The organism is Streptomyces sp. NPDC002577, assembly GCF_053594815.1.
In genome coordinates, this window is the sequence record NZ_JBSFWK010000008.1 from 65,080 (window position 1) to 91,527 (window position 26,448).

General features: G+C 69.9%; 26 protein-coding genes and 1 pseudogene. 10 read left to right on the top strand and 17 right to left on the bottom strand.

Annotated elements, in window-relative coordinates; translation table 11 throughout:
* The first annotated feature begins 37 nt into the window (after nucleotides 1-37).
* From ACWD4J_RS14000 to ACWD4J_RS14015, 4 genes are read left to right on the top strand one after another with little or no spacing between them, the layout of a single operon-like run.
* Nucleotides 38-1,045 carry a PDR/VanB family oxidoreductase gene (locus ACWD4J_RS14000; RefSeq protein ID WP_451395595.1) on the top strand — a complete coding sequence of 336 codons (1,008 nt, stop codon included), beginning with the start codon at nucleotides 38-40 and terminating at the stop codon, nucleotides 1,043-1,045.
* A 29-nt stretch (nucleotides 1,046-1,074) separates the two neighbouring features.
* Nucleotides 1,075-2,289, top strand: coding sequence for a cytochrome P450 (locus ACWD4J_RS14005; protein WP_451395596.1), 1,215 nt, complete (start codon nucleotides 1,075-1,077; stop codon nucleotides 2,287-2,289).
* Between the two features lie 44 nt (nucleotides 2,290-2,333).
* On the top strand, nucleotides 2,334-3,419 hold the full coding sequence (locus ACWD4J_RS14010) for an S-(hydroxymethyl)mycothiol dehydrogenase (RefSeq protein ID WP_451395597.1): 1,086 nt from the start codon (nucleotides 2,334-2,336) through the stop codon (nucleotides 3,417-3,419).
* The gene (locus ACWD4J_RS14015; protein ID WP_451395598.1) at nucleotides 3,416-4,135 is read left to right on the top strand and encodes an MBL fold metallo-hydrolase; all 720 of its coding nucleotides are present in this window, start codon (nucleotides 3,416-3,418) and stop codon (nucleotides 4,133-4,135) included. The genes ACWD4J_RS14010 and ACWD4J_RS14015 overlap by 4 nt, the downstream gene beginning before the upstream one ends.
* Here the strand turns inward: ACWD4J_RS14015 and ACWD4J_RS14020 are convergent.
* The 11 genes from ACWD4J_RS14020 to ACWD4J_RS14070 form a co-directional block, all read right to left on the bottom strand.
* A complete protein-coding gene (locus ACWD4J_RS14020; RefSeq protein WP_451395599.1) occupies nucleotides 4,122-6,242 on the bottom strand; it encodes an MMPL family transporter in 2,121 nt (706 codons plus the stop codon). The two genes, ACWD4J_RS14015 and ACWD4J_RS14020, sit on opposite strands and share 14 nt — an antisense overlap.
* 30 nt (nucleotides 6,243-6,272) lie before the next feature.
* Nucleotides 6,273-7,178 carry an RNA polymerase sigma factor SigJ gene (gene sigJ, locus ACWD4J_RS14025; RefSeq protein ID WP_451395600.1) on the bottom strand — a complete coding sequence of 302 codons (906 nt, stop codon included), beginning with the start codon at nucleotides 7,176-7,178 and terminating at the stop codon, nucleotides 6,273-6,275.
* Between the two features lie 417 nt (nucleotides 7,179-7,595).
* Nucleotides 7,596-8,672 (bottom strand): maleylacetate reductase, encoded by a 1,077-nt coding sequence (locus ACWD4J_RS14030; protein ID WP_451395601.1) that lies wholly within the window; start codon nucleotides 8,670-8,672, stop codon nucleotides 7,596-7,598.
* A 50-nt stretch (nucleotides 8,673-8,722) separates the two neighbouring features.
* The gene (locus ACWD4J_RS14035; protein ID WP_451395602.1) at nucleotides 8,723-9,622 is read right to left on the bottom strand and encodes a dioxygenase family protein; all 900 of its coding nucleotides are present in this window, start codon (nucleotides 9,620-9,622) and stop codon (nucleotides 8,723-8,725) included.
* Nucleotides 9,619-11,238, bottom strand: coding sequence for an MFS transporter (locus tag ACWD4J_RS14040; protein WP_451395603.1), 1,620 nt, complete (start codon nucleotides 11,236-11,238; stop codon nucleotides 9,619-9,621). Before ACWD4J_RS14040 ends, ACWD4J_RS14035 begins: the two co-directional genes overlap by 4 nt.
* A 12-nt stretch (nucleotides 11,239-11,250) precedes the next feature.
* Nucleotides 11,251-11,697 carry a hypothetical protein gene (locus ACWD4J_RS14045; RefSeq protein ID WP_451395604.1) on the bottom strand — a complete coding sequence of 149 codons (447 nt, stop codon included), beginning with the start codon at nucleotides 11,695-11,697 and terminating at the stop codon, nucleotides 11,251-11,253.
* On the bottom strand, nucleotides 11,690-12,721 hold the full coding sequence (locus tag ACWD4J_RS14050) for an alpha/beta hydrolase fold domain-containing protein (protein WP_451395605.1): 1,032 nt from the start codon (nucleotides 12,719-12,721) through the stop codon (nucleotides 11,690-11,692). The genes ACWD4J_RS14045 and ACWD4J_RS14050 overlap by 8 nt, the downstream gene beginning before the upstream one ends.
* Nucleotides 12,718-13,113, bottom strand: a complete 396-nt coding sequence (locus ACWD4J_RS14055) for a metal-sulfur cluster assembly factor (RefSeq protein WP_451395606.1) — start codon at nucleotides 13,111-13,113, stop codon at nucleotides 12,718-12,720. Before ACWD4J_RS14055 ends, ACWD4J_RS14050 begins: the two co-directional genes overlap by 4 nt.
* Nucleotides 13,110-14,189 carry an amidohydrolase family protein gene (locus ACWD4J_RS14060; protein WP_451395607.1) on the bottom strand — a complete coding sequence of 360 codons (1,080 nt, stop codon included), beginning with the start codon at nucleotides 14,187-14,189 and terminating at the stop codon, nucleotides 13,110-13,112. The genes ACWD4J_RS14055 and ACWD4J_RS14060 overlap by 4 nt, the downstream gene beginning before the upstream one ends.
* Nucleotides 14,190-14,245: 56 nt before the next feature.
* Nucleotides 14,246-14,668, bottom strand: coding sequence for a GlcG/HbpS family heme-binding protein (locus ACWD4J_RS14065; RefSeq protein WP_451395608.1), 423 nt, complete (start codon nucleotides 14,666-14,668; stop codon nucleotides 14,246-14,248).
* Nucleotides 14,668-16,335: a GMC family oxidoreductase gene (locus ACWD4J_RS14070; protein WP_451395609.1), complete on the bottom strand. Its 1,668-nt coding sequence runs from the start codon at nucleotides 16,333-16,335 to the stop codon at nucleotides 14,668-14,670. The genes ACWD4J_RS14065 and ACWD4J_RS14070 overlap by 1 nt, the downstream gene beginning before the upstream one ends.
* A 487-nt stretch (nucleotides 16,336-16,822) precedes the next feature.
* On the opposite strand from ACWD4J_RS14070, the gene ACWD4J_RS14075 reads away from it, so the two are divergent.
* From ACWD4J_RS14075 to ACWD4J_RS14085, 3 genes are read left to right on the top strand one after another with little or no spacing between them, the layout of a single operon-like run.
* A complete protein-coding gene (locus tag ACWD4J_RS14075; protein ID WP_451395610.1) occupies nucleotides 16,823-18,127 on the top strand; it encodes a Rieske 2Fe-2S domain-containing protein in 1,305 nt (434 codons plus the stop codon).
* 7 nt (nucleotides 18,128-18,134) lie between these two features.
* Entirely contained in the window at nucleotides 18,135-19,097 is a 963-nt protein-coding gene (locus ACWD4J_RS14080) for a PDR/VanB family oxidoreductase (RefSeq protein WP_451395611.1), read from the top strand.
* Entirely contained in the window at nucleotides 19,094-19,525 is a 432-nt protein-coding gene (locus ACWD4J_RS14085) for a nuclear transport factor 2 family protein (RefSeq protein ID WP_451395612.1), read from the top strand. Before ACWD4J_RS14080 ends, ACWD4J_RS14085 begins: the two co-directional genes overlap by 4 nt.
* Before the next feature lie 43 nt (nucleotides 19,526-19,568).
* On the opposite strand, the gene ACWD4J_RS14090 is transcribed toward ACWD4J_RS14085, so the two are convergent.
* The 3 genes from ACWD4J_RS14090 to ACWD4J_RS14100 all read right to left on the bottom strand — a co-directional run bounded on the left by ACWD4J_RS14090 (nucleotide 19,569) and on the right by ACWD4J_RS14100 (nucleotide 21,686).
* Nucleotides 19,569-20,291 carry a TetR/AcrR family transcriptional regulator gene (locus tag ACWD4J_RS14090; RefSeq protein WP_451395613.1) on the bottom strand — a complete coding sequence of 241 codons (723 nt, stop codon included), beginning with the start codon at nucleotides 20,289-20,291 and terminating at the stop codon, nucleotides 19,569-19,571.
* 122 nt (nucleotides 20,292-20,413) lie between these two features.
* Nucleotides 20,414-21,115 (bottom strand): fumarylacetoacetate hydrolase family protein, encoded by a 702-nt coding sequence (locus ACWD4J_RS14095; protein ID WP_451395614.1) that lies wholly within the window; start codon nucleotides 21,113-21,115, stop codon nucleotides 20,414-20,416.
* Between the two features lie 97 nt (nucleotides 21,116-21,212).
* Complete coding sequence (locus ACWD4J_RS14100) at nucleotides 21,213-21,686, bottom strand: MarR family winged helix-turn-helix transcriptional regulator (RefSeq protein WP_451395615.1); 474 nt, start codon at nucleotides 21,684-21,686, stop codon at nucleotides 21,213-21,215.
* Between the two features lie 101 nt (nucleotides 21,687-21,787).
* Between ACWD4J_RS14100 and ACWD4J_RS14105 the strand changes: the two genes are divergently transcribed.
* Nucleotides 21,788-22,165, top strand: coding sequence for an HGxxPAAW family protein (locus ACWD4J_RS14105; protein WP_451395616.1), 378 nt, complete (start codon nucleotides 21,788-21,790; stop codon nucleotides 22,163-22,165).
* Between the two features lie 35 nt (nucleotides 22,166-22,200).
* Here ACWD4J_RS14105 and ACWD4J_RS14110 read toward each other — a convergent pair whose 3' ends face one another.
* The 3 genes from ACWD4J_RS14110 to ACWD4J_RS14120 all read right to left on the bottom strand — a co-directional run bounded on the left by ACWD4J_RS14110 (nucleotide 22,201) and on the right by ACWD4J_RS14120 (nucleotide 25,214).
* Nucleotides 22,201-23,295 (bottom strand): substrate-binding domain-containing protein, encoded by a 1,095-nt coding sequence (locus ACWD4J_RS14110; RefSeq protein WP_451395617.1) that lies wholly within the window; start codon nucleotides 23,293-23,295, stop codon nucleotides 22,201-22,203.
* 416 nt (nucleotides 23,296-23,711) lie between these two features.
* The gene (locus ACWD4J_RS14115) at nucleotides 23,712-24,749 is read right to left on the bottom strand and encodes a zinc-dependent alcohol dehydrogenase family protein (RefSeq protein WP_451395618.1); all 1,038 of its coding nucleotides are present in this window, start codon (nucleotides 24,747-24,749) and stop codon (nucleotides 23,712-23,714) included.
* Between the two features lie 60 nt (nucleotides 24,750-24,809).
* Nucleotides 24,810-25,214, bottom strand: coding sequence for a (R)-mandelonitrile lyase (locus ACWD4J_RS14120; protein WP_451395619.1), 405 nt, complete (start codon nucleotides 25,212-25,214; stop codon nucleotides 24,810-24,812).
* A 196-nt stretch (nucleotides 25,215-25,410) separates the two neighbouring features.
* On the opposite strand from ACWD4J_RS14120, the pseudogene ACWD4J_RS14125 reads away from it, so the two are divergent.
* Nucleotides 25,411-25,736 (top strand): annotated as a pseudogene (locus ACWD4J_RS14125) (helix-turn-helix domain-containing protein); the annotation flags it as partial.
* Between the two features lie 46 nt (nucleotides 25,737-25,782).
* Nucleotides 25,783-26,025, top strand: a complete 243-nt coding sequence (locus ACWD4J_RS14130; RefSeq protein ID WP_451395620.1) for an MmyB family transcriptional regulator — start codon at nucleotides 25,783-25,785, stop codon at nucleotides 26,023-26,025.
* Nucleotides 26,026-26,448: the final 423 nt, after the last annotated feature.

The following is a 26,448-nucleotide window of genomic DNA, read 5'->3' on the forward strand; positions in this document are numbered from 1 at the left end:
GCATCCTGCCTGCAATCCAAGGACGGGAGGCGACAACGTGGTCGGAACCAGCGTGGTTGCGGATGCCGGATCCGGCGTCGGCGCGGGACGGTCGACGCCGAGCAACGCGGCGACTCTGACGGTCTCCAAGAAGGAGGACATCGCCGAGGGGGTCGTGTCACTCACCCTCGCCCACCCTGACGGTGCCCGGCTGCCGGACTGGACGCCGGGTTCCCACATCGACCTGGTACTGCCGGAAGGTACGACCCGGCAGTACTCCCTGTGCGGCGACCGATGGGACGCGCACACCTACCGGATCGCAGTGCTGAGAGAGCCCGCAGGACGGGGCGGCTCTGCTTACGTGCACGACCTGTTGAGTCCGGGGGACCGCGTCGGGGTCGGCGGCCCGCGCAACCACTTCCCCCTCGTGCCGTCGGAGAAGTACCTGTTCATCGCGGGCGGCATCGGCATCACCCCGCTGCTGCCCATGGTGCGCCAGGCCGAACTGCTCGGCGCGGACTGGCAGTTGCTGTACGGCGGGCGTACGCGGTCGTCGATGGCCTTCCGCGAGGAACTGACGGCCGCCTACGGCGAGCGCGTGCACGTCGTCCCGCAGGACGAACTGGGACTGCTGGACCTCGCGACCTGGCTGGGCACACCGCGACCCGACACCAAGGTGTACTGCTGCGGCCCCGCCCCGCTGCTCGCTGCCGTCGAAGCGGCCTGCGCCGGCTGGCCGCCGTACTCCCTGCGCGTCGAGCGCTTCACCGCCGGCGCGCAGACCGCGCCGGTGCGGGACACGCCGTTCGAGGTCGAGCTGCGGCGTACCGGACGCACGGTCACCGTCACGCCAGAGGTCTCGGTGCTCGAGGCGGTGCGTAGCGCAGGCGCTGACGTGCTGTCCTCCTGCGAGCAGGGCACCTGCGGAACCTGTCTGACGCCTGTGCTCGAGGGGCAGCCGGACCACCGGGACTCGGTGCTGGCCGACCACGAACGGGCCGCGAACGACTGCATGTTCCTGTGCGTGTCGCGATCCTGCGGCGACCGCCTCGTCCTCGATCTCTGAGACCACCTGTCTTTCTTCAAGGAGCCGCCATGACCGAGGCACTGGAGCGTGCCGTCGTGCCACCCGTCAGTGACGCCGACCCCTTCGCCCGCGAGAACCTGCTGGACCCCGAACCGCTGCACCAGGCCATGCGCGAGGCCGGTCCGGTCGTGTACCTGTCGCGTTACGACGTCCATGCGCTGGCCCGCTACGAGCACGTGCACGCCGCTCTGGTGGACTGGCAGCACTTCGAGTCGGGCTCGGGCGTGGGCCTGGCCAACTTCCGCCACGAGAAGCCGTGGCGCCCGCCGAGCCTGCTGCTGGAGGCCGACCCGCCCCGCCACGACGCCCCGCGTCGAGTGCTGCGCGAGATCCTCGCCCCGCCCGCACTGCGCCGCCTGCGCGAGACGTGGCACACCGTTGCCGAGGAACTCGTCGACCAAGTCCTCGCCGAGCGAACCGAGTTCGACGCCTTCACCGCGCTGGCGGAGGCGTTCCCGCTGCGGGCCTTCCCGGACGCGGTGGGCCTCGGCCCCGACGGCCGGGAGAACCTCCTGCCGTACGGCAACATGGCCTTCAACGCCTTCGGCCCGCGCAACGACCTCGTCGCGGCAGACGCGCACCGCACGGCCGAGCTGTCGGCGTGGGTGAACGCCCAGTGCCGGCGGGAGGAACTGAGCGACGACGGATTCGGCGCGCAGATCTGGGCCGCCGCCGACCGTGGTGATCTGACGTACGAACAGGCGCCGCTCGTCGTGCGTTCCCTGCTCACCGCCGGCGTCGACACCACCGTGCACGGCCTGGCGGCCTGCCTGTACGCCTTCGCCACCCACCCCGGCGAGTGGCAACGGCTACGGGAGCGGCCCGAGTTGGTGCGGGCGGCGTTCGACGAGGCAGTGCGCTGGCAGTCACCGGTGCAGACCTTCTTCCGCACCGCCACCACCGACGTCACCATCGCCGGCACGGTCGTTCCCAAGGAAACGAAGATCCTCATGTTCCTCGGCGCGGCCAACCGCGACCCGGACCGTTGGCACGACCCGGACCGCTTCGACCTCACCCGCGACCCCTCCGGCCATGTCGGCTTCGGCATGGGCCTCCACCAGTGCGTCGGCCAGCACGTGGCCCGGCTGGAGGCCGAGGCGCTGCTTACCGCCCTGGCTCGCCGCGTCAAGCACATCGAACTCGCGGGCACACCGCGCCGGCACCCCAACAACACCCTGCGCTCGTGGGCGTCCCTGCCCCTGCGGGTCCAGCCGGCTGCTTGATCAGCCGTCTCACCATCTTCACCCGAAAGAGAAGGAACCAAGCAATGTCCCAGCAGGTACGAGGCGTCGTAGCACGAGCGAAAGGCGAGCCGGTCCGTATCGAGACGATCGTGATCCCCGACCCGGGACCGGGCGAGGCGGTGGTGCGGATCCAGGCGTGCGGGGTGTGTCACACCGACCTCCACTACCGTGAGGGCGGCATCAATGACGACTTCCCGTTCCTGCTCGGACATGAGGCGGCCGGGGTGGTGGAGTCGGTCGGCGAGGGCGTGACCGACGTCGAGCCCGGCGACTTCGTGATCCTCAACTGGCGTGCGGTGTGCGGCCAGTGCCGGGCGTGTCTGCGCGGGCGGCCCTGGTACTGCTTCAACACGCACAACGCACGGCAGAAGATGACGCTCACCGACGGCACCGAGCTGTCCCCGGCCCTGGGTATCGGCGCCTTCGCCGAGAAGACCCTGGTCGCGGCTGGACAGTGCACCAAGGTCGACCCGGCCGCCTCACCGGCCGCTGCGGGCCTGCTGGGCTGTGGCGTGATGGCTGGCATCGGCGCGGCGATCAACACCGGTGCGGTCAACCGTGGTGACTCCGTGGCCGTCATCGGCTGCGGCGGCGTCGGTGACGCGGCGGTGGTCGGCTCCCACCTGGCGGGCGCTGCGAAGATCATCGCCGTGGACATCGACGACCGCAAGCTCGCCACCGCGGCGTCCCTGGGCGCCACGCACACCGTCAACTCCCGGGACACGGACCCGGTGGAGGCGGTACGCGAGCTGACCGGGGGGTTCGGCGCGGACGTGGTCATCGACGCGGTCGGCCGCCCGGAGACGTACCAGCAGGCCTTCTACGCCCGCGATCTGGCCGGCACGGTCGTCCTCGTCGGAGTGCCGACCCCGGAGATGAAGCTGGAGTTGCCGCTGCTGGACGTCTTCGGCCGGGGCGGGGCGCTGAAGTCCAGCTGGTACGGCGACTGCCTGCCCTCGCGCGACTTCCCCCTGCTGATCGACCTGTACCTCCAGGGCCGTCTGGACCTCGACGCGTTCGTCAGCGAGACGATCGCCCTGGACGGGGTCGAGGACGCCTTCGCCCGGATGCACAAGGGCGACGTGCTTCGCTCCGTGGTCGTCCTGTGACGGCCGCCCGGATCGAGCACCTGGTCACGTCCGGCACCTTCAGCCTGGACGGCGGCACCTGGGACGTCGACAACAACGTGTGGATCGTGGGCGACGACGAAGAGGTGATCGTCATCGACGCCGCCCACGATGCCGACGCCATCGCGGCCGCGGTCGGTGACCGGCGTCTCAAGGCCATCGTGTGCACACACGGCCATGACGACCATATAGACGCCGCTCCCGCGCTCGCCGACACGACCGCTGCGCCGATCCTGATCCACCTGGACGACCGGCTGCTGTGGAAGCACACCCACCCGGACCGGAACCCCGACGGCTACCTCTCCGACATCCGCCGGATCAGCGTGGCCGGGATCGAACTGACCGTGCTGCACACCCCCGGGCACACACCAGGAGCGATCTCGTTGCACGCGCCGGAATTGGGCACGGTCTTCACCGGCGACACCCTGTTCGCCGGCGGACCGGGGGCCACAGGGCGGTCGTACTCCGACTTCCCGACCATCGTCCGTTCCATCCGCGACCGCCTGCTGGTGCTGCCGCCCGAGACGGTGGTCCGCACCGGTCACGGCGAGTCGACCACCATCGGCATCGAGGCCCCGCATCTCCAGGAGTGGATCGACCGGGGTTACCAGCAACACGGGGCCTCCCGGCCGTCATCCTTGCCGGGCCTCCCGGCCGGCGCCGGGAGGCCCGTGGCAGAAGGTGTCACGCGCCCCTGAGAGCGGGTTCGAGGTCGGGCTTGCCCGCCGGCGGCTGGGGATCGTCGTGAGGCCTGAACAGTTTGCTCGGCCACCACATCCATCGACCCACCTCCAGGGTCAGCGCGGTGACCAGCACCGAGCGAACGATCATGGTGTCCAGCAGCACGCCGAACGCCACCGCGAAGCCGAGCTCGGCCGCGAACACCAGCGGTAGCGAGGCCATCGCCGCGAAGGTCCCGGCCAGCACCAGACCCGCCGAGGTGATCACACCCCCGGTGGCGGACAGACCCGTCAGCGCGCCGTGCCGGGTGCCGTGCAGCAGTGCCTCTTCGCGTACCCGGGTGACCAGGAAGATGTTGTAGTCGATGCCCAGGGCGACCAGGAACACGAACGTCAGGAGAGGGAAGGAGGCTTCCGCCCCGGCGAAGTTGAACACGTGATTGAACATCAGACTGCTCACTCCGAGGGCCGCTCCGAACGACAGCACCACCGTCGCCATGAGCAGCAGTGGCGCGACGATCGCCCGCAGCAGCAGCGCGAGGATGAGGAACACCACGACCAGCACGATGGGGATGATCACCTTGGAGTCGCGGGCGGCCGCATCTTGCGTGTCGAGAATGATCGCCGGATTGCCACCGACTTGGGCATCCGCACCCTCGATCTCATGGACCGCGGTCCTGGCCTGCTCGACGGTGCGCATCGCGGCCGTGCTGCTGGGATCGTCCTCGAGCTCCCCGAGCATGATGGCCTCACCATCCTTGACCATCGGAGTCGAGACGTCAGCGACTCCTGGGACGCCGGACAGCGCGGTCTTCACCTGTTCTGCCGAGGCGGCCTTGGCCACGATGTAGACGGGGTCGCCCGACCCGGCCGGGAAGTGCTTGGCCTGGATCTCCTCGCCGACGGCCATCGGCGGCTTGTTGGTGAACTGGTCCTTGTTGGAGAGCCCGTCGGCCTTGAGCCCGAAGACCCCGAGCGCCATGACGCCGAGGACGAGCGCGGTGCCGATCCACACGATCCGCGGCCGACCGGAGACGGTGGTGCCGACCCTGGTCCAGATGCCCTCCTTGGTCGCCCCGGTCGCCCCGGCCGATCCGTACGACGGCTTCACCGGCCAGAAGATCCAGCGGCCGCAGATGACCAGCAGGGCCGGCATCAGGGTGACCATGGCGAGCAGCCCGACGAGGATGCCGACGGCACAGGCCGGCCCGAGTCCCTTGGTGGAGTTGAGGGTGGCGAGCATCAGCAGCATCAGGCTGACCGCGACGGTCGCGGCGCTGGCGATGATCGCGGGACTGGAGCGGTGCAGGGCCTCCGCCATCGCCTCGTGCCGGTCCTCGTGCCGCCGCAACTCCTCTCGGTACCGCGAGATGAGCAGGAGCGCGTAGTCGGTGGCGGCGCCGAACACCAGCACGGTCAGGATGAAGCTGGTCTGCTTGTTGACGGTGAGTCCGGCGTTCTTCGCCAGCAGGTAGATCACTGCTTCCGACGTGACCAGGGCGACGCCCACGGTCAGCAGCGGCAGCAGTGGCAGCAACGGGCTGCGGTAGGTGAGCAGCAGGATCACGACCACCACCAACGCGGTGATCGTCGTCAGGCCGCCTCCTCCGCTGAAGGCTTCGATCGAGTCGGACGCATAACCGGCAGGTCCGGTGACGTGGAACCCGAGACCATCGGCGTTCTCTTCGCCGACCTTGCTCATCGCGTCGACGACCTTGCCGATCCCTTCCCAGCCCGTCTTGTCCGTGTGGACCTGGACTACGGTCTGAATGGCCTTGCCGTCCTGGGACTTCACTGGACCCTGCGGCTGCCCCACGACGTTCTTGACGCCCTTGAAAGCTTCGGCGTCGGCCTGGGCCTTGGTCATGTCGGCAGAGGTGACGCCCTCGGGCCGGTCGTAGATCACGATCGCGGGTACGGTATCGGCAAGCTGGAACTTCTCGGCTCGGTCGACGACCCTGGTCGACTCCGCATTACCGGGCAGCCAGGCCGAATTGTCGTTCTCCTCGACGTCGCCGAGCTTGCCGGCCAGCATGAGCGCCGGGATCAGCAGGACCACCCAGAGGGCGAGGACGACCCATTTCGCCACTCTGCCGCTGGGCAAGGACGCCATTTTTCGCACCATGTGGATTCCTCGGTGTCCAGTCGACAGTGTTCAGTCGACGTGAGAGAGCTTGTCGGGATTGGCGACGACGTAGATTCCGGACACCTGGCTGCCGTCCGGAGTGAGGTCGAGGACGAGGACGGAGTGGAGGGTTTCGCCGGCGAACAGCAGCGCTGACGGGCCGCCGTTGACGCTGCGGTAGGCGATGTCGAGGCCCTTGCCGGAACTGGGGGCGACAGCGGCGAACAGGCGGGCGACCTTGTCGCGGCCGTGGATCGGCCGGGGGCCCCCCGGTGCGTGACCCTTTCCTCCGCCGTCGCCCCACAAGGTCACCTCCGGCGCCAGGATCTGCAGGAGGGCGTCCAGGTCACCGCCGAGCGCGGCGGCCAGGAACCGCTCGGTCACCTGCTGCCGGACGTGCGGATCGGGCTCGTATCGGGGGCGTCGGGCGTGGACGTGCTCGCGGGCGCGATGGGCGAGTTGGCGAATCGCCGAGGGACTGCGGTCGAGGATTTCCGCGATCTCGGTGTGGGCGTAGCCGAACACCTCGTGCAGGACGAACACCCCGCGCTCCAGCGGAGTGAGAGTTTCCAGGACCACCAGCAGAGCCATCGACACCGACTCGGCGCGCACTGCCGTATCGGCGGCATCGTCGGGGGCGGGAGTGTCGGTGAGGGGACTGACGAGCGGTTCAGGCAGCCACGGCCCGACGTAGGTTTCACGGCGCCGGCTGATGGTGGCCTGGTGGGCGAGGGCCCGGTTCACCGCGATCCGCACCAGGTAGGCGCGCGGGTTGTCGATCCGCTCCGCGCTCGGTGCCTGCTTTCTGGCCGTCCACGACAGCCATGTCTCCTGCAACACGTCCTCGGTGTCGGCGACGCTTCCGAGCATGTTGTAGACGATGGAGAACAGCAGCTCACGGTGGTCGTTGAGCACCTGTGTCGCGGTGTTCGCCACCGGATCTGACGCCGCCTCCTGTGGGCCGCCTTCGGATAAGGCTGCCTGTGGGGCTGGCGGGGTGTCGGACATCGTTGGGCCTCCCGTCGCGGTCGCAGTCTGAAATGAGAGCGACCCGGGCACCCGGAGTGTGACATCCATCCCCGAGATGTGATCTACATCTCATCGATGGCCTGCGATGCCCTACGAGATGGCTTGCGGCCACTGCACGATCTTCAGGAGTCAGGCAACCCCCGGTGATCACGCGGTGGCCGCACCCGTTCCCAGCCGGGTTCGCCGCAAGATCGCGAAGTCAGACCGGCGCACGTCAGACCGGCGTACTGGGAGTGCTTGGTCAGCCCGGCTTCGAGACGATGTCAGCCACCTGCCTGGAACGGCGAATGGGAGGAGTCGAGCGCCAGCGGAAGAATTCGTCTTTCAGCTCTCCTCGCCGGACACCGTCAACGGGTCCGCCCCCTGCCAGGCCGCTAGCAGGAGCTGCCGCAGACCATGGGGTGTCACAGGGCGCGGGTTGTTCGCCGGGGCCACCTCGAGGATCGCGCTCACGGCGTCATCGATGTCGGCCTCTTCGAACCCGTAGCCGCGCAGCGCCTTCGGCGCGTCCACCGCGCGCCGCAGCCGCTGCAGGCCCTCAATGGCCGACGCGGCGCCGAACGCTTCCGAGATCCGGCGCTCGGCCTGCGGCGCGGCGGGTGCGTTGAACGCCAGTACATACGGCAGCACGACCGCATGCGTCTGGGCGTGCGGCAGATCGAACGCGCCCCCGAGCACATGGCAGATCTTGTGATGCAGCCCCGAACCCGCTGAGGAAAACGCCACTGCCGAGAGATAAGCCCCGTACAACACCTGTTCGCGGCCCTCGAGCCCGACCGGGTCGGCCACGACCGCCGGCAGTCCGGCCGCCAACGCACGAATGCCCTCGCCCGCCAGCGCCTGGTCCACCGGATCAGTATGAGGCGCCCACATGGAATCCACGCAGTGTGCGAGTGCGTTCAGTCCCGAAGCGACACTCATCGCCACCGGCAACGACAACGTGAGTGTCGCGTCGTACACGACCGAGCGGGGCAGAACCCGGGCGTCCACTCCCGTGGTCTTGCGTGCCCCTTCGGTCAGCTCCCAGACGCTGGTGGCCTCCGACCCCGCGTACGTCGTGGGGACGGCCACGATGGGAATACCGCTGGTCAGTGCGATCGCCTTCGCGAGGCCGGTCGTCGAGCCCCCGCCGATGCTGACCAGGAGATCCACCTCGTGCGCGGCTGCCGCGGCGCGTGCCCGCTCGGCCGAGGCGACCGGAACGTGCATCACCACCTCGTCGTGGCGGAGTACGACCGGCAGGCCGGAGGTGACCTTCTCTGCCAAGTCGGCCTCGGTTGCGGCCGCGATCACCATCACCCGCGAGCCGCCCAGCCGTTCCACTTCGGTGCGTACCACTGCCGACGCCTCGCCAGGTGCGAAACAAACGCGCTGTGCCAGGGTTTCATGCTCGAATCGCAAGGGGGCCTTGTCCTTTTGCTCGTGGAGGGAACTGCCGGGCATGGAAGCCGTCAGGCGTGCTGCGGGGCCAGCACGATGTCGAACCGCACGCGGGACCAGCTTCGCCCGGACAGGTCACGCCCGTCGGGAGCCGGTGCGCCGGCCGGCTGCCGTTCGAATCGCTTGACGAGGGATTCCTTGACGCCGAACACGGCGTCGGAGGTCAGCAGGCTGTCGCCCTCGACGAAGATGTGGGTCACGAGGGTGCGCAGGCCGGGGGCGGTGGCCATGAAATGCAGGTGGGAGGCGCGCAGGGGCGAGCGCGCGGTCTTGTCGAGCAGGGCTCCCACGGGCCCGTCGTGGGGGATGGGGTACGGCGTGGGAGTCAGCCCCCAGAAGGCGTAGCCGCCCTTGTCGTCGGTGAACAGGTGTCCCCGGCCGGCCAGGTGACCGTCGCCGTACTGCACGTCGTACAGACCTTCCTCGTCGGCCTCCCATACATCGAGGCGTGCGCCGGGTACCGGGCTGCCGTCGGTGTCGGTGACGGTGCCCTCGACCCAGCAGGGTTCTCCCGGGGCGCCTGCGGCCATGTCGCCGCCCCGGGGGATTTCGGGGGAGCCGTCCACGAAGAACGGGCCGAGCACCGTGGCTTCGGTGGCGTCGGCGGTGGCCTCGTGGTTGACGTTGATGGTTTGCATGGAGGCGCCGAGGACGTCGGACAGCAGGACGAACTCCTGGCGGTGTTCGGTGGTGATGTGGCCGGCCGCGGTGAGGAAGTCGATGGCGTGCTGCCATTCGGCTTCGGTCAGGCGGACCTCACGGATGAACGCGTGCAGGTGCCGCACCAGGGCCTGCATCAGCTCCTTGAGCCGGGGATCCGGGGTGTCGCGGAACGATGCGAGCACGGTCTGGACCAGTTCGTCCTCGACCTGGCGCTGATGGTCCGAGACTGCGGGAGTGGTGGTGGTCATTCTGACGTCTTTCCTGTAGTCGGCAATGGTTGTTGGTGTTTCCTGGCGGGTTCGCCGGCGCGGGTACGGCGCATGCCCGCGACCACGAGGACGGTGAGTACCAGCAGAGTTCCCGCTGTGATGCGGTAGCCGATGGCGACGGAGTGGGAGAACGCCTCCGCGACAGCTGTCCTGGCTTGGGCTCCAGTCTGCGCGGCGGCGGCGAACGCCTCGGCCGGCGTCGTTCCGGCGGCGGTGAGCGATGCCGGGAGGCGGGAGGAGAAACCGGTGGCGATGGCCGTACCGACGACGGCGACGCCGAGCGCGCTGCCCAGTTCCCGGGCCGCGCTGCTCAGTCCTGACCCGACGCCCACCCGGTGCGGCGGGAGTCCGGAGACGACGGCGTGCGAGAGTGCCGGGATCGCCAGGCCGTTGCCGAGCGCCGTGACCAGCGCGTACGCGGTGAGCACCGAATAGGGCGTGGCGACGGTCGCCGTGGACAGCAGAAGCAGCCCGGTGCCTACGAGCAGCAGCCCGCCCGAAACGGTCCACAGGGCGCCCCAGCGGTCGGTCCAGCGCAGGCCGATCCGGGTCGCCACGACGATGCCGCCCGCGAGGGGCAGCCCGCCGACCCCGGCCTGCAGTGGTGAGAAGCCTTTGACGTACTGGAGGTACTGGGCGTTGACGTAGAAGAGGGCGAACATGCCGAAGAAGACCGCGGCGACGCCCACGGTTCCCGAACGCACCGGACGCAGCCGGAACAGGCGGGGGTCCAGGACGGGCTGGTCGGTGTGCAGCTCGGTCAGGACGAAGCCGGTCAGCACGAGCACGGCCGTCCCGAAGGCGGCCAGGACGGCGACCGACGTCCAGCCGCGCGCCGGTCCCTCGATGATGCCGAACAACAGGGCGACGCAGCCCGTGACCAGCAACACCGAACCCGGCGCGTCGAGTCCCGTCGGCACTCGCCGTGGCCGAGGCGCGAGGTACGCCGCGCAAGCCAGCAGTACGACGGCGATCGGGACGTAGACCCAGAACAGCGCGTGCCAAGGCAGGTACTGCAGTATCACTGCCCCACCCGTGTTTCCCAGGACACCGCCCACCGGCTGCGAGGCGCTCCAGACCGCCACGGCGGCGGCCCGCCGCGGCGCCGGGACGCCGTGCAGCAGCAGCGACATGGACGCCGGCATGAGCAGCGCCGCGCCGGCCCCGCTCAGCACCCGCCCAGTGAGCAGCAGCGCCACATCCGGGGCGAGCGCTGACACGGCGGCGCCCGCGGCGAACAGCCCGAGGCCGCAAAGAAGGGTCCCCTTGCGGCCGAGGCGGTCACCCAATGCCCCCGCGGGGACGAGAAGAGCCGCGAAGACGATGACGTAGGAGTCGACGATCCACAGCAGTTGTGTGGGCGACGGGTGCAAGCTGTCGGCCGAGAGCTCGGGTATCGCGAGGTTGATGGCGGCGACGAGCGACTGGACGCACATCACGGAGCCGCACATCACCAGCAGTACAGCGCGCGTCCTGCGACGTGGTGCCTCGGTGACGGAGTGCGCCGCGAGCCCGGCGGCTACCGTGACCGCCTCTTGTTCTCCCGGTGCGCCGGGTGCATCGCCCGGCGCGTCCGGTACGGGGACGTTGGTCACGTTGACGACCGCCTACCCGGAGGTACGCCGCGTTCGTCGACCGTCGTTGACGATGGCCGCGAGCAGCCCGCCGGCGAGGGCGAGATTCTTGAGGAAATCGCCCTGCTGGTGGACGCGTTGCGGGCCGTCGGGCTGGGTCCAGAAGGGGAAGGCGGCGAGTGTCGTGGGCACCAGCGAGCCGACGAGTGCCGTCGCGCAGGCCGCGGGGACGATGCCGGCGGCCAGTGCGGCGCCGGCGGTGACGTGGACGGCCGCGTTGGCGCGGACCAGTTGGCGGTCCGTGAACCGGTCCAGGAGCGGCACCGTACGGCGGCATCGCTTCAGCAAGGTCTCCGCCGCATGCGCCGGGCCGTCCGGGTGCCGCCACACATGGCGGCCTCCGGAGACGAAGACGGCGGCCAGCGCGAGCCGGGAGAGGGCGCGGCCCACGTCGTCGTAGCGCGGTGGTGTCTCAGACATTCCATGGATCCGTTCGCAGGTGGCGGTCGAAGAAGCGCTCGATGAGCGCGGGGGTCAGCAGCACGGAACGTTCGACGTCCGGGGCCTTGGAGGAGCGCACGGTGGCTGTCATGGGGTGCAGTTCCCAGTCGCCGGTGTTGAGGAAGCCGTGGTCGGCGCCGTGGACAACCAGCAGATGGGACTCGGCGCCCACGGACAGCAGGGCGTCGTGGAGTCGGTGGCTCTGTGCCGGCCCGATGAGGAGGTCGGCGTCGCCGTGCAGCAGGAGCACGGGCGGAACACGAGGGTGGGCCTGCCGCGCAGGGCTGGCCTCTGCGGCGGAGGCAGCCCGCTCCGACGGGCGCCCGCCCAGCAGCCCCCACGCCGGATCGGAGGAATCCATGCCCAGCACTCCGCCGGGCAGGGCGTCGTCGTTGAGAAGCAGCAGATCCGTGGGGGGATAGCCCGCCACCACGGCTCGTACGCCGGGCGCCGCGAGGGAGCCGTCGGTGTCGGCCGCGAAGGCCGAGAGCAGCGCCAGGTGCGCGCCGGCGGAGCTGCCCCACAGCCCGATCGACGCCGGGTCCAGACCGTGGGCGTCCGCGATGTCGTTCAGGTGGCGCAACGCTGCGAGTACGTCGTGCAGTTGGGCGGGCCAGGGAGAGACCTCGGAGGACCGGTACTCGATGTCCGCCATGGCGTAACCGCGTTCGGCGAGAAGCCGGGTCAGCCGGGGCCCGTACCCGCGTCGTTGAGTGCGCCAGCCGCCGCCCGGAAGCCACACGATCACGGGGGCGGGGGTCGGTGCGGACTGCGGTAGGTACAGGTCCATCCGCAGTTCCGTGCGGCCCTGGGCCCCGGACGACGGCGTGCTGAACACGATGTCGCGCACCACCCGTACGGGAGCGGGGTCGACCCTCTCGGGAGGACGCGGTGCCCGGCTGAGCCCTTCCATGAAACGGCCCATGACGTCGGCGTTGTTCGCCGGCACAGCCGCAGCCGTGAGGTCGGAGGTGTGCGACTGCTGTGGGGTGTCACTGGTCACCGGCTCGTCCTGTCCGTCCCGGTCACGGCGAGGAGGGGGAGGGTACGACGCGCCTGTGCGCGGTGCTCGGCGAGCCGCTGCCGGTAATGCGGTGCGAGCCTGTCCTGGGTCCAGTCGAAGTCCTCCGCCAGGGTCACGTCCACCGCGGACACACCGGGCAGGGCCGTGAGCCGGGCGTGGGCCTCGTTCGCGAAGGAGCCGATCAGTACGCAGCTGGGCTCGGTCACGCCGACGGTGACCGCGATGCGCTGGCCGCCGGCGTCATCGTCCTGTACGTGAATGTCGCTGACGAGTCCCATGTCGTCGAGTCCGGCGGGCACTCCTGCGGTGATGCTGCACGGATCGAGGATCTCGTTCAGCGTCGCGCGGATCCGGGCCTCAGTGATCGTCATCGGGCACCCGCCAGGGTGCCGTCCTCCACTGGGGCCACCCGCCCGCCCCAGGGCTGCTGCAGCTCGGTGGTGTCGAACTCGTCGCCCCGGATGCGCTCGCGGAGGTCCTTCTCGTCGATGCCGTGCATCCGCAGGAAGTTGCGGCCGAGGATGTCGGCTTTGATCTCCTTCGTGAGCTCGGGCAGCCCGTACTCCTCGACCAGATCACGGGGCATCTCGAAGTTCCAGAACGCCTCGATCGCCGGCCGGGGATGGACCGCGTCGCACCCGGTCGCCCAGATGATCCGGTCGGCGGCTCCGGCCTGCAGGAAGGCACCCATCGCCTGTGCGAAGCGGCGGGGCGCGTAGACCGCCATGAACGACGTGGCCTCCAGATTGACCCAGATGTTGCGGAAGGACTCCAGCTGGAGGGCCGTCTCCTCCACGAAGGCCATGCCGCCGTGGACGACCTCGAAGGTGAGGTCGGGGAAGGCCAGTGCGGCGGCCTCGATGTCGGCCATCCCGAGGGCGGAGGTCGGGCCGGGGCCGACCGGGAGGGCCTTGTGGATGGCCACGACCTTCAGACCGTGCTGCCGGGCCCGCTCGAACACCGGGAAGCAGATCTCCGGGTCACCCATGTCCAGCGCGGTCGCCCGGCCCTCGACGACATCGATCGGGTAGAGCTTGAGAGCGTTGACGCGGTGCTTCTCCACCAGCTCGTCCACCCGGTCCAGCGCGCCGGGGCGCAGCGGGGACACCGCACCGTAGATCAACACGCGCTCCGGCCACTTCTCGCGCATCTCCAGGCCGAAGCTCAGCGCCGAGCCTCCGTCGCGGAAATGGCCGTAGATGGGGGTCTCGTGGTAGGCGATCACGTCGGTCTGGCTCTCCGCGAGCAGGGCCCGGCCGATGATGTCCGCGCCCGCGCCCTGCATGTAGGTGGAGCGTTCGAGGGTGTACTCGGGGCCGCTGACCCGCTTGTGCAGGCTGTAGAGGTGCTCGCCGATGGCCGCCCCGATGTGCGGGTTGACGCAGTTCTCGGGACGGAAGTTGTAGTTGTGGGCCACGCCCTCGACGACGAGGAAGTCCTCGATCACTGTCGTTCTCCTTCGAAGTTCGAAAGTCCAGGTGTCGGTGGTTTTTGTGCGGGCGCTCAGCCGAGCAGGTCCTTCAGCCCTTCCAGGGCGCGGGAGGCGAGCCGTTCGTCGGTCTCTCCGTCGGCCCCGCCGATGCCGACGGCGCCGATGACCTCGCCGTCGTCCACGGTGATGGGCAGGCCGCCCGGCACCGGGAGGAGCTGGGCGTCGACCACGTGCACGGGTGCGACCGCCATCGCGGGGGACGCGGCGAAGGCGGCGAACGTCGAGGTCGGCATGCCGGTGACCGCGGCGGTGTAGGCCTTGCGGCGCGCAGTCTCGATCCCGATGGAGCCGACCCCGTCGTCGCTGAGCAGAACCTTGGTGACGCCGCTGCGGTTGACGACCACCACGCAGATGCGCGCGCCCTCGGCCCGGGCCGCCTCCAGTGCGGTCTCGGCCGCCCCGTACGCGATGGCGTAGGTCAGGGGTTCCCGCATCATGCGGTCCTCTCACGGAGTGGGGCGACGGTGGCGCCTGAGGCGGCCGGGACCCCGCGGATCAGGTCCGACGCCTTCTCGGCGACGGCGATGACGGTGGCGTTGATGTTCGCTCCGGGCACGCTCGGCAGTACCGACGCGTCGACGACGCGCAGCCCGGCGATGCCGTGCACCCGCAGGTCGGGGTCGACGACGGCGGTCTCGGAGGTGCCGATGGCACACGTGCCGCAAGCGTGGTTGGCGGAGTAGCCGGTCTCCCGCAGATAGCGCTCGAAGTCCTGGTCGGTACGCACGTCGGGGCCGGGGGCGAGTTCCGCCCCGATCATCGGGGCGACCTCGGGACTGCGCAGGATGGCCAGCGTGGTGCGCACGGTCTCCCGCAGGGCGGCGACGTCCTCCGGCTCGGTGAGGAGGTTGAACGTGATGCGCGGAGGGGCGGCTGGGTCGGCGGAGCCCAGCCGGACCTCGCCGCGGCTGCGGGGGGTCGCGACGGCGTTGAGGGCCACGCAGTGGCGGTCGCGCAGCGGCCGTATGCCGGGGAACCAGGGCCGGGCGTCAAAGCCGCCGGCCAGGATGCCGAGGAACCCGTCGGGACGGTCCAGGCCGGCACGGGTCCGGACGTAGGCGGACAGGAACTCGGGCATCTGAGCGAGCGGACCGCTCCCGGTGACGAGCCAGCGGACCGCGCCCCGCACCAGACGGTCCGCGCGCAGGTGCTCGTGGAAGGTCACCGGATCCTTGACGTCGAACAGCACGGGTGCCGCCGGATGGTCCTGCAGGTTGGCCCCGACGCCGGGAAGGTCCGCCACCACGTCGACGCCGACTTCGCGCAGCTGATCCGCCGGACCGATGCCCGAACGCATCAGCAGCTGCGGCGAGTTGTACGTGCCCGCGGAAAGTACGACCTCGCGTGCCGCCCGGACGACCCGGCTCCGTCCGCCCTCCACGACTCGTACGCCGGTCGCGCGGCCGTTCTCCAGTACGACTGTGTCCACCAGTACCCCGGTGAGCAGGGTGAGATTGGGGTGTCGCCGTAGCGCGGGGCGCAGGTAGGCGGCGGCGGTGCTGTGGCGTCGGCCGCGGTGGATGGCGGTCTCGTTCTGGCCGGCGCCGGTGGGGTCGCCGCTCTGTGTGTCGTCGGGGAACTCGATGCCCAGTGATCGCGCGGCGCGGTCGAGTCGCCGGCCGAACGGGCTTCTGCGCACGACGGTCGACACGGTGACGGGTCCGTACCCGCCGTGGTGCTCGGTGTCCCCGCGCCAGCTGGTCTCCGAGCGGCGGAAGTAGGGCAGCAGATCGTCCCAACCCCAGCCGGTCGCACCGGACTTGACCCAGTCGTCGTAGTCGAGGCGGTGTGCGCGGACGTGGGTCGAGCCGTTGATCGAACCGGTGCCGCCGACCAGCCGGCCGCGCGGCACCGGGATACGTCTGCCGTTCAGTCCCGGCTCGGGCTCCGTCTCGTATCCCCAGCTGATCTCCTTGCGGCCGGACAGCAGCCCGACGCCGAGGGGCAGCTGGACGAGCAGGCTGCGGTCCGCGGGCGGGCCGGCCTCGATCAGCAGCACGCGCGTCCCGGGGTCTTCGGACAAGCGTGTGGCGAGGACGCAGCCGGCCGAACCCGCGCCGACGACGACGTAGTCGTACTCGGCGCTGTGCCCGGCGCTCATGCGGAAGGTCCAGACATCATCGTCTCCTTCGGCCTTCTTCGGCCTGGACGAACGCGCGGTGGAGGCGGGGGTGCGGGGAGGCACGGACAGTCGCTCGCCGTGGCGCGTTCTCAGGTGTGATCGCGAGGCGGCAGGGAGTCCGCGAGCGGCTCGTCGCCTCGGCGAGGCACAACGTAACAGGGGCATCGGCCTTGCGATAGATGTCTGCAAGTAATTCATCAAAGCAGGTCAGAGCCGTTGACAGTTTTTCATCAGAGCCGTACAAACGGCAGGAGCGCCACGTGGGCCGCACCGCCTGCCGCGTCCGCCCGAGCCGTCGAGGCATGCGTCCGAGCCGTCGAGGAAGGACTGCCGCACGCTCCTGCGACCACGCCGGACGGGAGCACAGAAGGAGCCTCGACCGCAGGCTCGCCGCAGCCGTCCGACCTCGCCCAGTGGCCCTTGTTCACGCGTCCCCGCTGCCTCAACGCCGAGGAGATGGTTCAGCATGACCGACACGACCGTGACCGACACGGGAACCGGCTACGGCCGCAAGCCCTCCTCTCACGACGCCCGCCTGACCGAGGTCGGCCCCGGCACGCCGATGGGCGAGGCGCTGCGTCGCTACTGGCACCCGATCGCCAGCTCCGCAACGCTGACCAGCGACGTTCCGCACCGCGCCCGCCTCCTGGGCGAGAACCTGATCGTCTTCCGGGACGGCCAGGGCCGCCCCGGCGTCGTCTTCGAGCGGTGCGCGCACCGCGGCAGCAGCCTCTTCTACGGCCGTATCGAGGAGGACGGCATCCGCTGCTGCTACCACGGCTGGAAGTTCGACGTGCAGGGCCACTGCGTGGAGCAGGCCTGTGAGCTCGACGGCGGCCGCCGCCGCAATCTGGCACGTCAGCCGTGGTACCCGGTGGAGGAGGCCTACGGCCTGGTCTTCGTCTACATGGGCCCGCCCGAGCTCAAGCCCCCGCTGCCGCGCTTCGACAGCCTCGAGCCCCTGGAGGAGGGTGAGACCTACTTCAGCAGCTGGCTGGTGCCCGGGGCCGAGGTCGTCGGCCTGGAACAGGACTTCAACTGGCTCCAGATCTTCGAGAACGCGGTCGACCCCGTGCACGCGTCATGGCTCCACTCCAACCACAGCGGGTTCCAGTTCCAGGGGACCGATACCACCGGCTTCCCCGAGAGCTACTACGACCCCTCCACCGTCGCGGAGCGCGTCACCTACCACCGCACCGATCACGGTGTGAAGTACATCCAGCGCTACCAGGACAAGAAGGGCCCCGACGGGGAGCTCGCGGACATCGACTGGGCGGTGGAGCTGCAGCTGCCGAACATCATCTGCCTGCCCGACTTCATCAGGGTGACGCCCGACGCCCGGCACGACATGCTGATCTGGGTGGTCCCTGTCGATGACACGCACCACCGGCTGGTCTTCTCCATCCGCTCCGCCGACCCGAGCCGGCGCGAGGCCTTCGTCTTCGGCATCAAGCAGAACGGCAAGGACGGCTGGCTGCTGACCGACGAGGAGCGTCAGCGCTTCCCCGGCGACTACGAGGCCCAGTGGTCCCAGGGCGACATCACCCAGCACTCGGAGGAGACCCTGGCCGCGTCCGACCGCGGGGTCGTCATGCTCCGGCGCATGCTGCGCACGATGGTCGACGAGGTCGAAGCCGGCCGGACCCCGCTCAACGTCGATGCCCTCGGCGACCCGGTACGGCACGTGGAGGCCGGCGTCTTCACCCGGCGGGAGTCGGAGGACCAGGCCGGCGCGGCCGAGGCTGCGGCGCCCACGGCGGCGGGGGCGTGACCGAGGCGTGAGCACCACCTGGACGGACGTGGTCGTCGTGGCCCGGCACGACGCCACGTCGAGAATCGCGGTCTTCGACCTCGCCCGGGCCGACGGCGGCGAGCTGTGGGAGTACGAGCCCGGCGCCCACGTCGACGTACAGGTCGGCGAGGCGGGACTGATCCGGCAGTACTCCCTGTGCGGACCTCCCGGCATCCGCAAGCAGTACCGGCTCGCGGTTCTGCACGATCCCGCGTCCCGCGGCGGTTCCCGGGCGATGCACGCCCTCGCTGAGGGCGACACCCTCCGGATCGCCGCGCCGCGCAACCGCTTCGGCCTGACGCCCGCGCGCCGGCACCTGCTCCTCGCGGGCGGCATCGGCATCACTCCGCTCCTGTCGATGGCACAGGCGCTCGACGCCGCGGGCGGCGAGTACCACCTGCACTACTGCGCTCGCAGCCGGACCGAGGCGGCCTTCGTACCCGAGCTGGAGGACCATCCGCGGGTCACCCTCCACTTCGACGACCAGGCCCCGGAGCAACTCCTCGACCTGGGACGCGACGTGGGGGACCCCGCTCCCGACACCGCGGTCTACGTCTGCGGGCCCGGTGGGTTCATGGACTACGTGCTCGGGCGGGCGGCCGAACTGGGCTGGCCCGCGGCCGCCTTGCACAAGGAGCGCTTCACGGCTTCGACGCCCGCCGCCGAGCCCGGCGGGGGAGAAGGGGACGGCTTCACGGTCCGCCTGTCCTCGACGGGAGCGGAGTACCTCGTCCCCGAGGACCAGACCATCCTCGACGTCCTGCTGGCGAACGGGGTCGAGGCCCCCTACTCGTGCGGGCAGGGCATCTGCGGCGAGTGCATCGTACGAGTACGCGCCGGCGAACCCGATCACCGAGACGACGTCCTGACCGACGACGAGCGCGCCGAGGGCCTGTTCACCCCGTGCTCGTCGCGGTCCCGATCCCCGATCCTGGAGCTGGAACTGTGACCACCTCATCGACAGCGGCGACAGCCCGCCCCGTCCCTGCCCCGGCCCCGGCCACGGTCGAGGAGGCCGAGGCCGCCTGGCTCGCCGCACAGACGCTCCCGGACCCGGAGCAGAGCATGCGTGCCCTGATGCACCCCGACTGCGTGGTCGTGCACTCGGCGGTGGGCCATATCCACGGTACGGACGACTGGCTGCGGTATGCGGCACGTCTGGGCCGGACCAGCCAGGTGGACACCTACGACGTGACCGTCCAGCGATTCGGCACCACGGCCGTGGTCAGCTGCCTGCAGGAGATGCGCGTCGCCTTCGTGCCCGAGCTGACCCCGTTCGTCATCCAGGCCGCGGTCAGCCGGGTCTGGTTGGCGGCCGAAACGGGCGGCTGGCAGCTGGCGCACATGCAGTTGGCCCGTCGGCTCCCGCCGGGCTGAGCGCCCGTGCTCCCGGCAGGCGGGAGCACGGCCACGGCCACCGTTACTCCTCGGGCTCGCCGTCCACGGCTGCGCCGTTCACCGCTGCTTCGTCCACCGTGGCCTCGTTCGCCGTGGCTTCGGCGAGCGCGGAGATGATCCGGGCCACCTGCTCGGCGTAGTGGTCGATGAACTCCGGTGACGCGGGGTCCTGTTGGGTGAACTCGCGTGCGATCCAGGGGAGGGCCACCGGCGCGATCGAGGCGGCGAAGAAGGCGAGGGACAGTGCCGCGACATCGAGATCGGAGCGGATCTCGCCGCGCGCCTGCCGTTCGCGGAGGTCCCCGACGCTCTTGAACAGCTCGGCAGCGCGCGCGTCCTCGGAGGGCGGGCGCATGCCGGGCTCTTCGCGCGTCAGTGTGTGGACCCAGCCCGGGTCCTCGTGGGCCATGTGGCAGTACCTGCGGATGGCCTCGGCGAAGGGGAGGGCCTGGGTGAGCGGCATGGCCGACTCCAGCCACCGGTCGCTCAGCGCCTCGTACAGCCCTCGTTTGCCTCCGAAGTAGTAGGTGATCAGCTGGTGGCTGACACCGGCTGCCTCCGCGATACGGACGACCCGGGCCCCGTCGAAACCGTGGGCGCCGAACTCCGCGCCGGCCGCGGCCAGAATGGCCCGCCGGGTACCGACGGGGTCGCGCTGGCGGTCGGGATCACTGGGGCTCCGTCGGCGCTGCCGCTTGCCGGACGGTGCTGCCGACTTCCCTGATGACGTATCCTCCGCTGCCACAAGGACGACCTTACCGGCGGTCTTGTTGGATGGGCCAACGACCCTTTCCGTCGCCGCCTCCCTCTACTGAGGACCCGGGCAGGCCCCCGAGAGGGCAGACGCGACTCATGTTCCTCTGCTCGTCAGGAGACGGGATTTCGGCGGTGCTCGGTGCCGGTGATCGTGTTGCGCAGGATCCCGAGGCGCTCGACCTCGACCTCCACCACGTCGCCCGGCCGCAGCAGCCAGGGCGGCGTACGGGCGTAGCCGACGCCGGACGGGGTGCCGGTGGCCAGCAGGTCACCGGGGTGGAGCGTGAGGGTGCGCGAGATGTGGGCCAGCGTCTCGGCCACGTGGTGGATCATGTCGCGGGTGGAGGCGTCCTGGACGGTCACGCCGTTGACCCGCGTCTGAACCCGCAACCCGTCCCGCAGGTCCCCGACCTCCCCGGCGGGCACCATGGGACCGAGCGGGCCGGAGCTATCGGCGTTCTTCCCGAGGATCCATTGCGAGGTCAGCTTCTGCGCTCGCCGCGCGGTGACGTCGTTGAACGTCGAGTAGCCGACCACCGCAGCGAGCGCCTCGTCCGGGTCGGCGTCCACCAGCGTCCGGCCCACCCAGGCCACGATCTCGCCTTCCCAGTCCAGGCCGTCCTCGGTGGAGGGCACGGGGATCTCTGCCCCGCCGACCGTCAGCGAACGCGTCCACCGCGCGAACAGCGTGGGGTGTTCGGGCAGTTCCTCGTCCCGGTAGGACCCTTCGGCGGCATGGTCGAGGTAGTTCAGCCCGACACACAGCATCTGTGCCTCCGGCAGCACCGGCGGCACCAGGCGCGCCTCACCCACCGGGACCGTCTCGCCGACCGGCGGGCGGGCCGGCCAAGCTTCGGGATCGGGATGCTCAGGCGGGGGAACCGGGCGGTCATCGTCGGCGGCTGGATGATCAGCTCTCGCATGACTCGTTCAGGTATGTGCGTGCCAGTGCGCCGGCGCGCGTGAGCCAGTCGGCGAGGACGGCGATCTCGTCGGGTGTGTAGTCCGCGCAGAGTGCCGCGAGGCGGGCGTAGTAGGGCTCGTAGACGGCCCGCACGCGTTCGGCGGCGGCGGGGACGGCGATGACGCGTACCCGGCGCCGGTCGGCGGGGTCCGGCTGCCGGGTCGCGAATCCGGAGCGCTCCAGGCGGTTGAGGATGCCCGTCACCGCTCCTGTCGTGACGTGCGCTCGCTCCGCGAGGCCGCCGGCGGTGACCGGGGAGTCCCCCGCCTCTAGGACGTACGCGAAGCAGATGAGGTCCGTGACGCTCAGGCCCAGGTCCCTTGCGAACTCCTGCTGGCCGACCATGCTCGTGGCGATGAGGGTGTCCATCGCGCTGATCGCATCCGGGACGGAGGCGGCGGGGCGGGGGTTTCCATCCATGGAAATTCCCTTAGTACACAAGATAAAGTCCTTAGTTGCTAAGGGATCCTACGCTTCGGTGCTGGTGGCACACCATCGGCTCGGTCCGGGGAGGCAGGCACATGAGCGGACATCAGAACGACGAGGGCCACACCATCGCCGGATGGACCGGTGTCGCCGTTGCCACGGCCGGGGCCGCGGTCGCCGGGGTGGGTATCTGCGGCTGGAGCCCGGGGATCTGGCTGGGGCTCGGCGTCATGGCGTCGGCGGTGCTGGTCACGTGGGGACTGCACCTCGCGGGGTGGGGCAAGCCCTCCGGCCCGCGGCCTGCCGAGCAGTGGGGCCTGCGGGTCCGGGACCGGGGCGCACGCGAGGGGCACGTGGGCTGCTTCGGGTGCCTGCTGGCCGGACGGCGCGGCGTTCCCGTGCACACGGCCACCGCGCCCGAACCCGCCGTCACCGCCTCTGGTACGGGCTCTGTGGCCGACCTGTCATCCTGACGGATACCGCGTCGGGAGCGGCCATGAGCGGCCTGCTACGCCTTGGAGCCGCCGAGGAGGCCGGCCTCCTCGCACGCTGTTCTGTATCGGGGGATGCAGATCTGGTCGATCGTGTACAGGCCGTCCTTGACCACGGTGTTGTCGATGTTGTCGACGGTCACCGAGAGCGGAGTCAGAAGGACGGCGGGGATGTTCTTGGTGGTGGGGCTGTTCACGGTTTCCTTGGCGAGATCATTGATGTTCTCGCCGCGACCCAGGGCAAGGGCCAGTTTGGCAGCGGCGTCGGCCTGCGTCTTGAAGTTCTTGTAGACGGTCATGTACTGCTCTCCTGCGATTATGCGCTGGATGGCAGAGAGCTCGGCGTCCTGTCCGGTGATCGGAGGAAGCGGGTTCAGATGGGCCGCCTTCAGGGCGGAGACGATGCCGGTGGCCAGACCGTCGCTGGCCGCATAGACGCCGTTGATCCCGTCCGGACCAAGCGAGGCGATAGCGCCTGACATGTTCGTGCGGGCGATGTCGGTTCTCCAGTCCGGGGTGTTGTAGGACCTGCCGATCTTCACCTTTCCCTTGAGGACGGAGAGTGCGCCCTCCTCGAAGGAGGCCGAGTTGGGGTCGGTGTCCGAGCCGTTCATCATGACGATCTGCGACTGGTCGGGCCTGTCGCCCAGCGCATTCAGGAGCGCCTCACCTTGAACCCTGCCGACCTCTACGTTGTCGAAGGAGACGTACGCCGAGATCGGGCCCTCGGCGAGTCGGTCATAGGCGACGACCGGGATGTGCACCTGGTGCGCCCGCTGGACTGATGCACCGATCGAGCGGGCGTCGACAGAGATCAGGACTATGACGTCGACGCCATTGGTGATCATCGTGTCCACCTGTTGCTGCTGGGTGACCGGGCTGTCCTGTGCCTCGGCGGCATCCACGGTGCAGTTCGGGCACATCTTCTTGATGGCGTCGGCGATGAACGGCTCGTCGAAGTCCAGCCAGCGGCGGTCGGCCGGCCCCGGGCTCAGCACCCCGATGGACAAGCTCTTCACGTTGGGTGCGCCCGTCTCTCCGCAGGCGGCCAGGCCGGCGGCCAAGGACACCGCAGCTGCGGCGGCTACGCATCGCTTCCCGTGCACGTTCATGCCCGTGGCCTCCGGTTCGCGTCACCTTGTTCGCGCGCCCGACAGCGAAGGCATGCACGCGCCGCAACCACGACCTCTTCGATTCTGCTTCGTGACAGCGAATATCCGACTGGGCGCGGACGCAAAGAGATACGTCTCAATATAGCAAAAACCACTGCTTAACCAGCCAAAACGTTCGCGTAGCGTCAGCGGTGACGACCGCGATGTGTCCGCTGTCGCGGACCCGCGACGTCGGCGCACCGCCTCCACCGAGGACGTCACCAAGGCCCTCATCGAAGCCCTCGACCGCTGAGACGCTGGGAACGGAACCACCCGCAGGACGCCCGCGCACCGGCGCAGGGCGCCGACACCCTGGGCCGCACGGCCCGCCTGCTGCCAGGCGGGCCGTCGGCGCCGGGGCACTGAGTGGCCTTCGGTCAGGGACGCACAAGGACCTTGAGGGCTTCGCGCTGGTCCATCGCGCGGTAGCCGTCGGGTACCTCGTCGAGGCCGACGGTGCGGTTGAAGACGCGTCCGGGCTCCACTGTTCCGTCGAGGACGCCGGGGAGGAGTTCCTCGATGTAGGCGCGGACCGGGGCGGGCCCGCCGGTGAGGGTGATGTTCGGGCCGAACAGGCTGGTGAAGCCGACCGGCGCCTCCTCGTACTGCGGGACACCGACCCGGCTGATCACGCCGCCAGGACGCACCGCACCCACGGCCATCTCGTAGGCGCTCATGTAGCCGACGCACTCGAGGACGGCGTGCGTGCCGTCGCCGCCGGTCAGCTCGCGCACGCGCTCGATGCCTTCTTCGCCGCGCTCGGGGACGACATCGGTGGCGCCGAACTCGCGGCCGAGGTCGGTACGGTCCTTGTGCCGGCCCATGAGGATGATGCGGTCGGCGCCGAGCTGCTTGGCGGACAGCACGGCCAGCAGGCCGACCGCGCCGTCGCCGATGACCGTCACCGTGGTGCGCGGGTTGACGCGCGCCTGCTTGGCGGCGTGGTAGCCGGTGCCGTACACGTCGGAGAGGGTCAGCAGCGAGGGCAGCAGCTCGGAGTCCTCGCCGACGGGCAGCTTGACGAGGGTGCCCTGGGCCTGCGGGACACGGACCGCCTCGGCCTGACCGCCGCCGACGTCCCCGGTGCCCCAGAAGCCGCCGTTGCGGCAGGAGGTGTGCAGGCCCTCGCGGCAGAACGCGCAGGTGTTGTCGGAGTACGCGAAGGGGGCCACGACCAGGTCGCCGCGCTGGAGGCCGGAGATTTCGGAGCCGAGCTCCTCGATCACGCCGATGAACTCGTGGCCCATCGGCGTGCCCTGCTGTGCGGCCGGCATGGTGTGGTAGGGGTGCAGATCGCTGCCGCAGACGCAGGAGCGGACGATCCGCACGACGGCGTCGGTGGGCTGCTGGAGGACCGGGTCCGGCGCGTTCTCCACGCGCACGTCGCCGGCTCCGTACATGAATGTTGCCCGCATGGGTGTTACCTCTGGTGCTCGAATTGTGCTTGGGTTCGAAGGTGTTGTCGGCCCTGCCCGTCAGGCGCGCGTGCGCGGGCCGGCGTACTGCTCGTCGGTGACGGCCCACACCGTCTCGGGACTGTCGTCGCCCGTGCCCTCCCACATCGCCAGGTGCTCCATGAAGTGGTCGGGAGTCGCGCCGTGCCAGTGCTCCGCGCCCGGCGGGCAGGAGACCGTCTCGCCGGGGTGGGCCTCGAAGACCGTGCCGTCGCGGGTGCCGATCAGAGCGGTGCCGGAGACGACGTGCAGGGTCTGGCCCGCGGCGTGGCGGTGCCAGGCGGTGCGGGCACCGGGCGCGAAGCGGACCAGGTTCACGCGCATCCGGGACGGCGCGTCGCCGGGGTGGATCACGTCCCACCACACGTCACCGGTGAACCACTCGGCCGGTGCCTTGCTGGTGGGCTGTTTCTTGAGGAATTCCATGGAGGGTGCTCCCAGTTCCCAGGAGGGAAATTGTTTTTCTATGCGTATTTCTCTACGTCGGTGAAATCCGTACGCATGACAACGCTCACACGTCCCGCCAGGCGCGCAAAGAGGAGAGTTTCCTCCTGGGAGGAGAACATCCTGGGAGAAAACTCTCCCACCCACCCCTGGAGCCGGCAGTGCGAGACTGGCCCGTATGACCAGCAGCGCACACCTGAAGGAGCTGGGCGAGTTCCTCAAGGCCGGCGCGCCGAGCTCAGCCCCCGCACCGTCGGCCTGCCCGACACCGGAGCGCCGCGCAGGGTGGCGGGCCTGCGCCGGGAGGAAGTCGCCCAGCTGGCCGCGATCAGCACGGACTACTACGTACGCCTGGAACAGGGCCGCATGCAGCCGTCCGCGCCCGTGCTGCAGGCGCTTGTCCGTGTACTGCATCTGAGTGACGACCAACGGGACTACGTGTACGAGCTGGCCGGCAAGGCCGGTGCCCGGCCCCGTCGGCGCGCCGGGCCGCCTGCGCGCCCTGGCCGGCCTCGAGCCGGACGCCCCCGATCTGTGGGAGCGCTACGACGTGCGCTGGCACACCCACGGCAGCAAGACCTTCCACCACCCCGAGGTCGGTGACATCACCCCCGGCTACCAGTCGATGCAGATCGAGGGCCCTCCGGGACAGCGGTTCATCGCCTACTACGCCGAACCCGGCACCCCCGAGCACGACGCCATGGCGTTGCTGGACCTGCCCGCCCGGGAGCCCGCCGGCGCCACCGCGTCGCGCGACGCCTCCACGGACGCGGAGTCCTCCCCGTCGTCCTGACACCGTGAACCGCCCCGGCTGTCAGGTCGATGCGGTGCCTCAGACCGGCGTACAGGCTCCGGCCGCTCATGAAGGCCGTGACCTCGGCCTCGAGGACAGAACTCATCAGGCGTGCCCATCGATGAGGCGCCGCAACGCTGGTCCGGCACCCCGCGCGCTCCAGATGTGGCCGATCGGCCACATCTGCCATGCCGACCGGCCAGTGAAACGCGGTGAGGATGGCCGCGCCCGACGCCGACTCGATATTCGTGGACGTGCGAGACGTCGTCTGATTCCGCGGGAATCCGGGTCGAGATGCGAGGTGCCAATCACATGCCGACGCGGAACGGCCATGCCGACCGGAGTGGCCGATGACAGTGATCACATCCGCGGTATCAACCACCCGATATCGAGCAGGCACGCACATGCTTGCAGAAGTCTTCG

Coding starts and splice junctions, on each gene's coding strand:
- ACWD4J_RS14005 (WP_451395596.1), top strand. CDS start 1,075: ATGACCGAGGCACTGGAGCGTGCCGTCGTGCCACCCGTCAGTGACGCC.
- ACWD4J_RS14010 (WP_451395597.1), top strand. CDS start 2,334: ATGTCCCAGCAGGTACGAGGCGTCGTAGCACGAGCGAAAGGCGAGCCG.
- ACWD4J_RS14020 (WP_451395599.1), bottom strand. CDS start 6,242: ATGGTGCGAAAAATGGCGTCCTTGCCCAGCGGCAGAGTGGCGAAATGG.
- ACWD4J_RS14035 (WP_451395602.1), bottom strand. CDS start 9,622: ATGACCACCACCACTCCCGCAGTCTCGGACCATCAGCGCCAGGTCGAG.
- ACWD4J_RS14045 (WP_451395604.1), bottom strand. CDS start 11,697: ATGTCTGAGACACCACCGCGCTACGACGACGTGGGCCGCGCCCTCTCC.
- ACWD4J_RS14055 (WP_451395606.1), bottom strand. CDS start 13,113: ATGACGATCACTGAGGCCCGGATCCGCGCGACGCTGAACGAGATCCTC.
- ACWD4J_RS14065 (WP_451395608.1), bottom strand. CDS start 14,668: ATGCGGGAACCCCTGACCTACGCCATCGCGTACGGGGCGGCCGAGACC.
- ACWD4J_RS14070 (WP_451395609.1), bottom strand. CDS start 16,335: ATGAGCGCCGGGCACAGCGCCGAGTACGACTACGTCGTCGTCGGCGCG.
- ACWD4J_RS14075 (WP_451395610.1), top strand. CDS start 16,823: ATGACCGACACGACCGTGACCGACACGGGAACCGGCTACGGCCGCAAG.
- ACWD4J_RS14100 (WP_451395615.1), bottom strand. CDS start 21,686: ATGGATGGAAACCCCCGCCCCGCCGCCTCCGTCCCGGATGCGATCAGC.
- ACWD4J_RS14105 (WP_451395616.1), top strand. CDS start 21,788: ATGAGCGGACATCAGAACGACGAGGGCCACACCATCGCCGGATGGACC.
- ACWD4J_RS14110 (WP_451395617.1), bottom strand. CDS start 23,295: ATGAACGTGCACGGGAAGCGATGCGTAGCCGCCGCAGCTGCGGTGTCC.
- ACWD4J_RS14115 (WP_451395618.1), bottom strand. CDS start 24,749: ATGCGGGCAACATTCATGTACGGAGCCGGCGACGTGCGCGTGGAGAAC.
- ACWD4J_RS14120 (WP_451395619.1), bottom strand. CDS start 25,214: ATGGAATTCCTCAAGAAACAGCCCACCAGCAAGGCACCGGCCGAGTGG.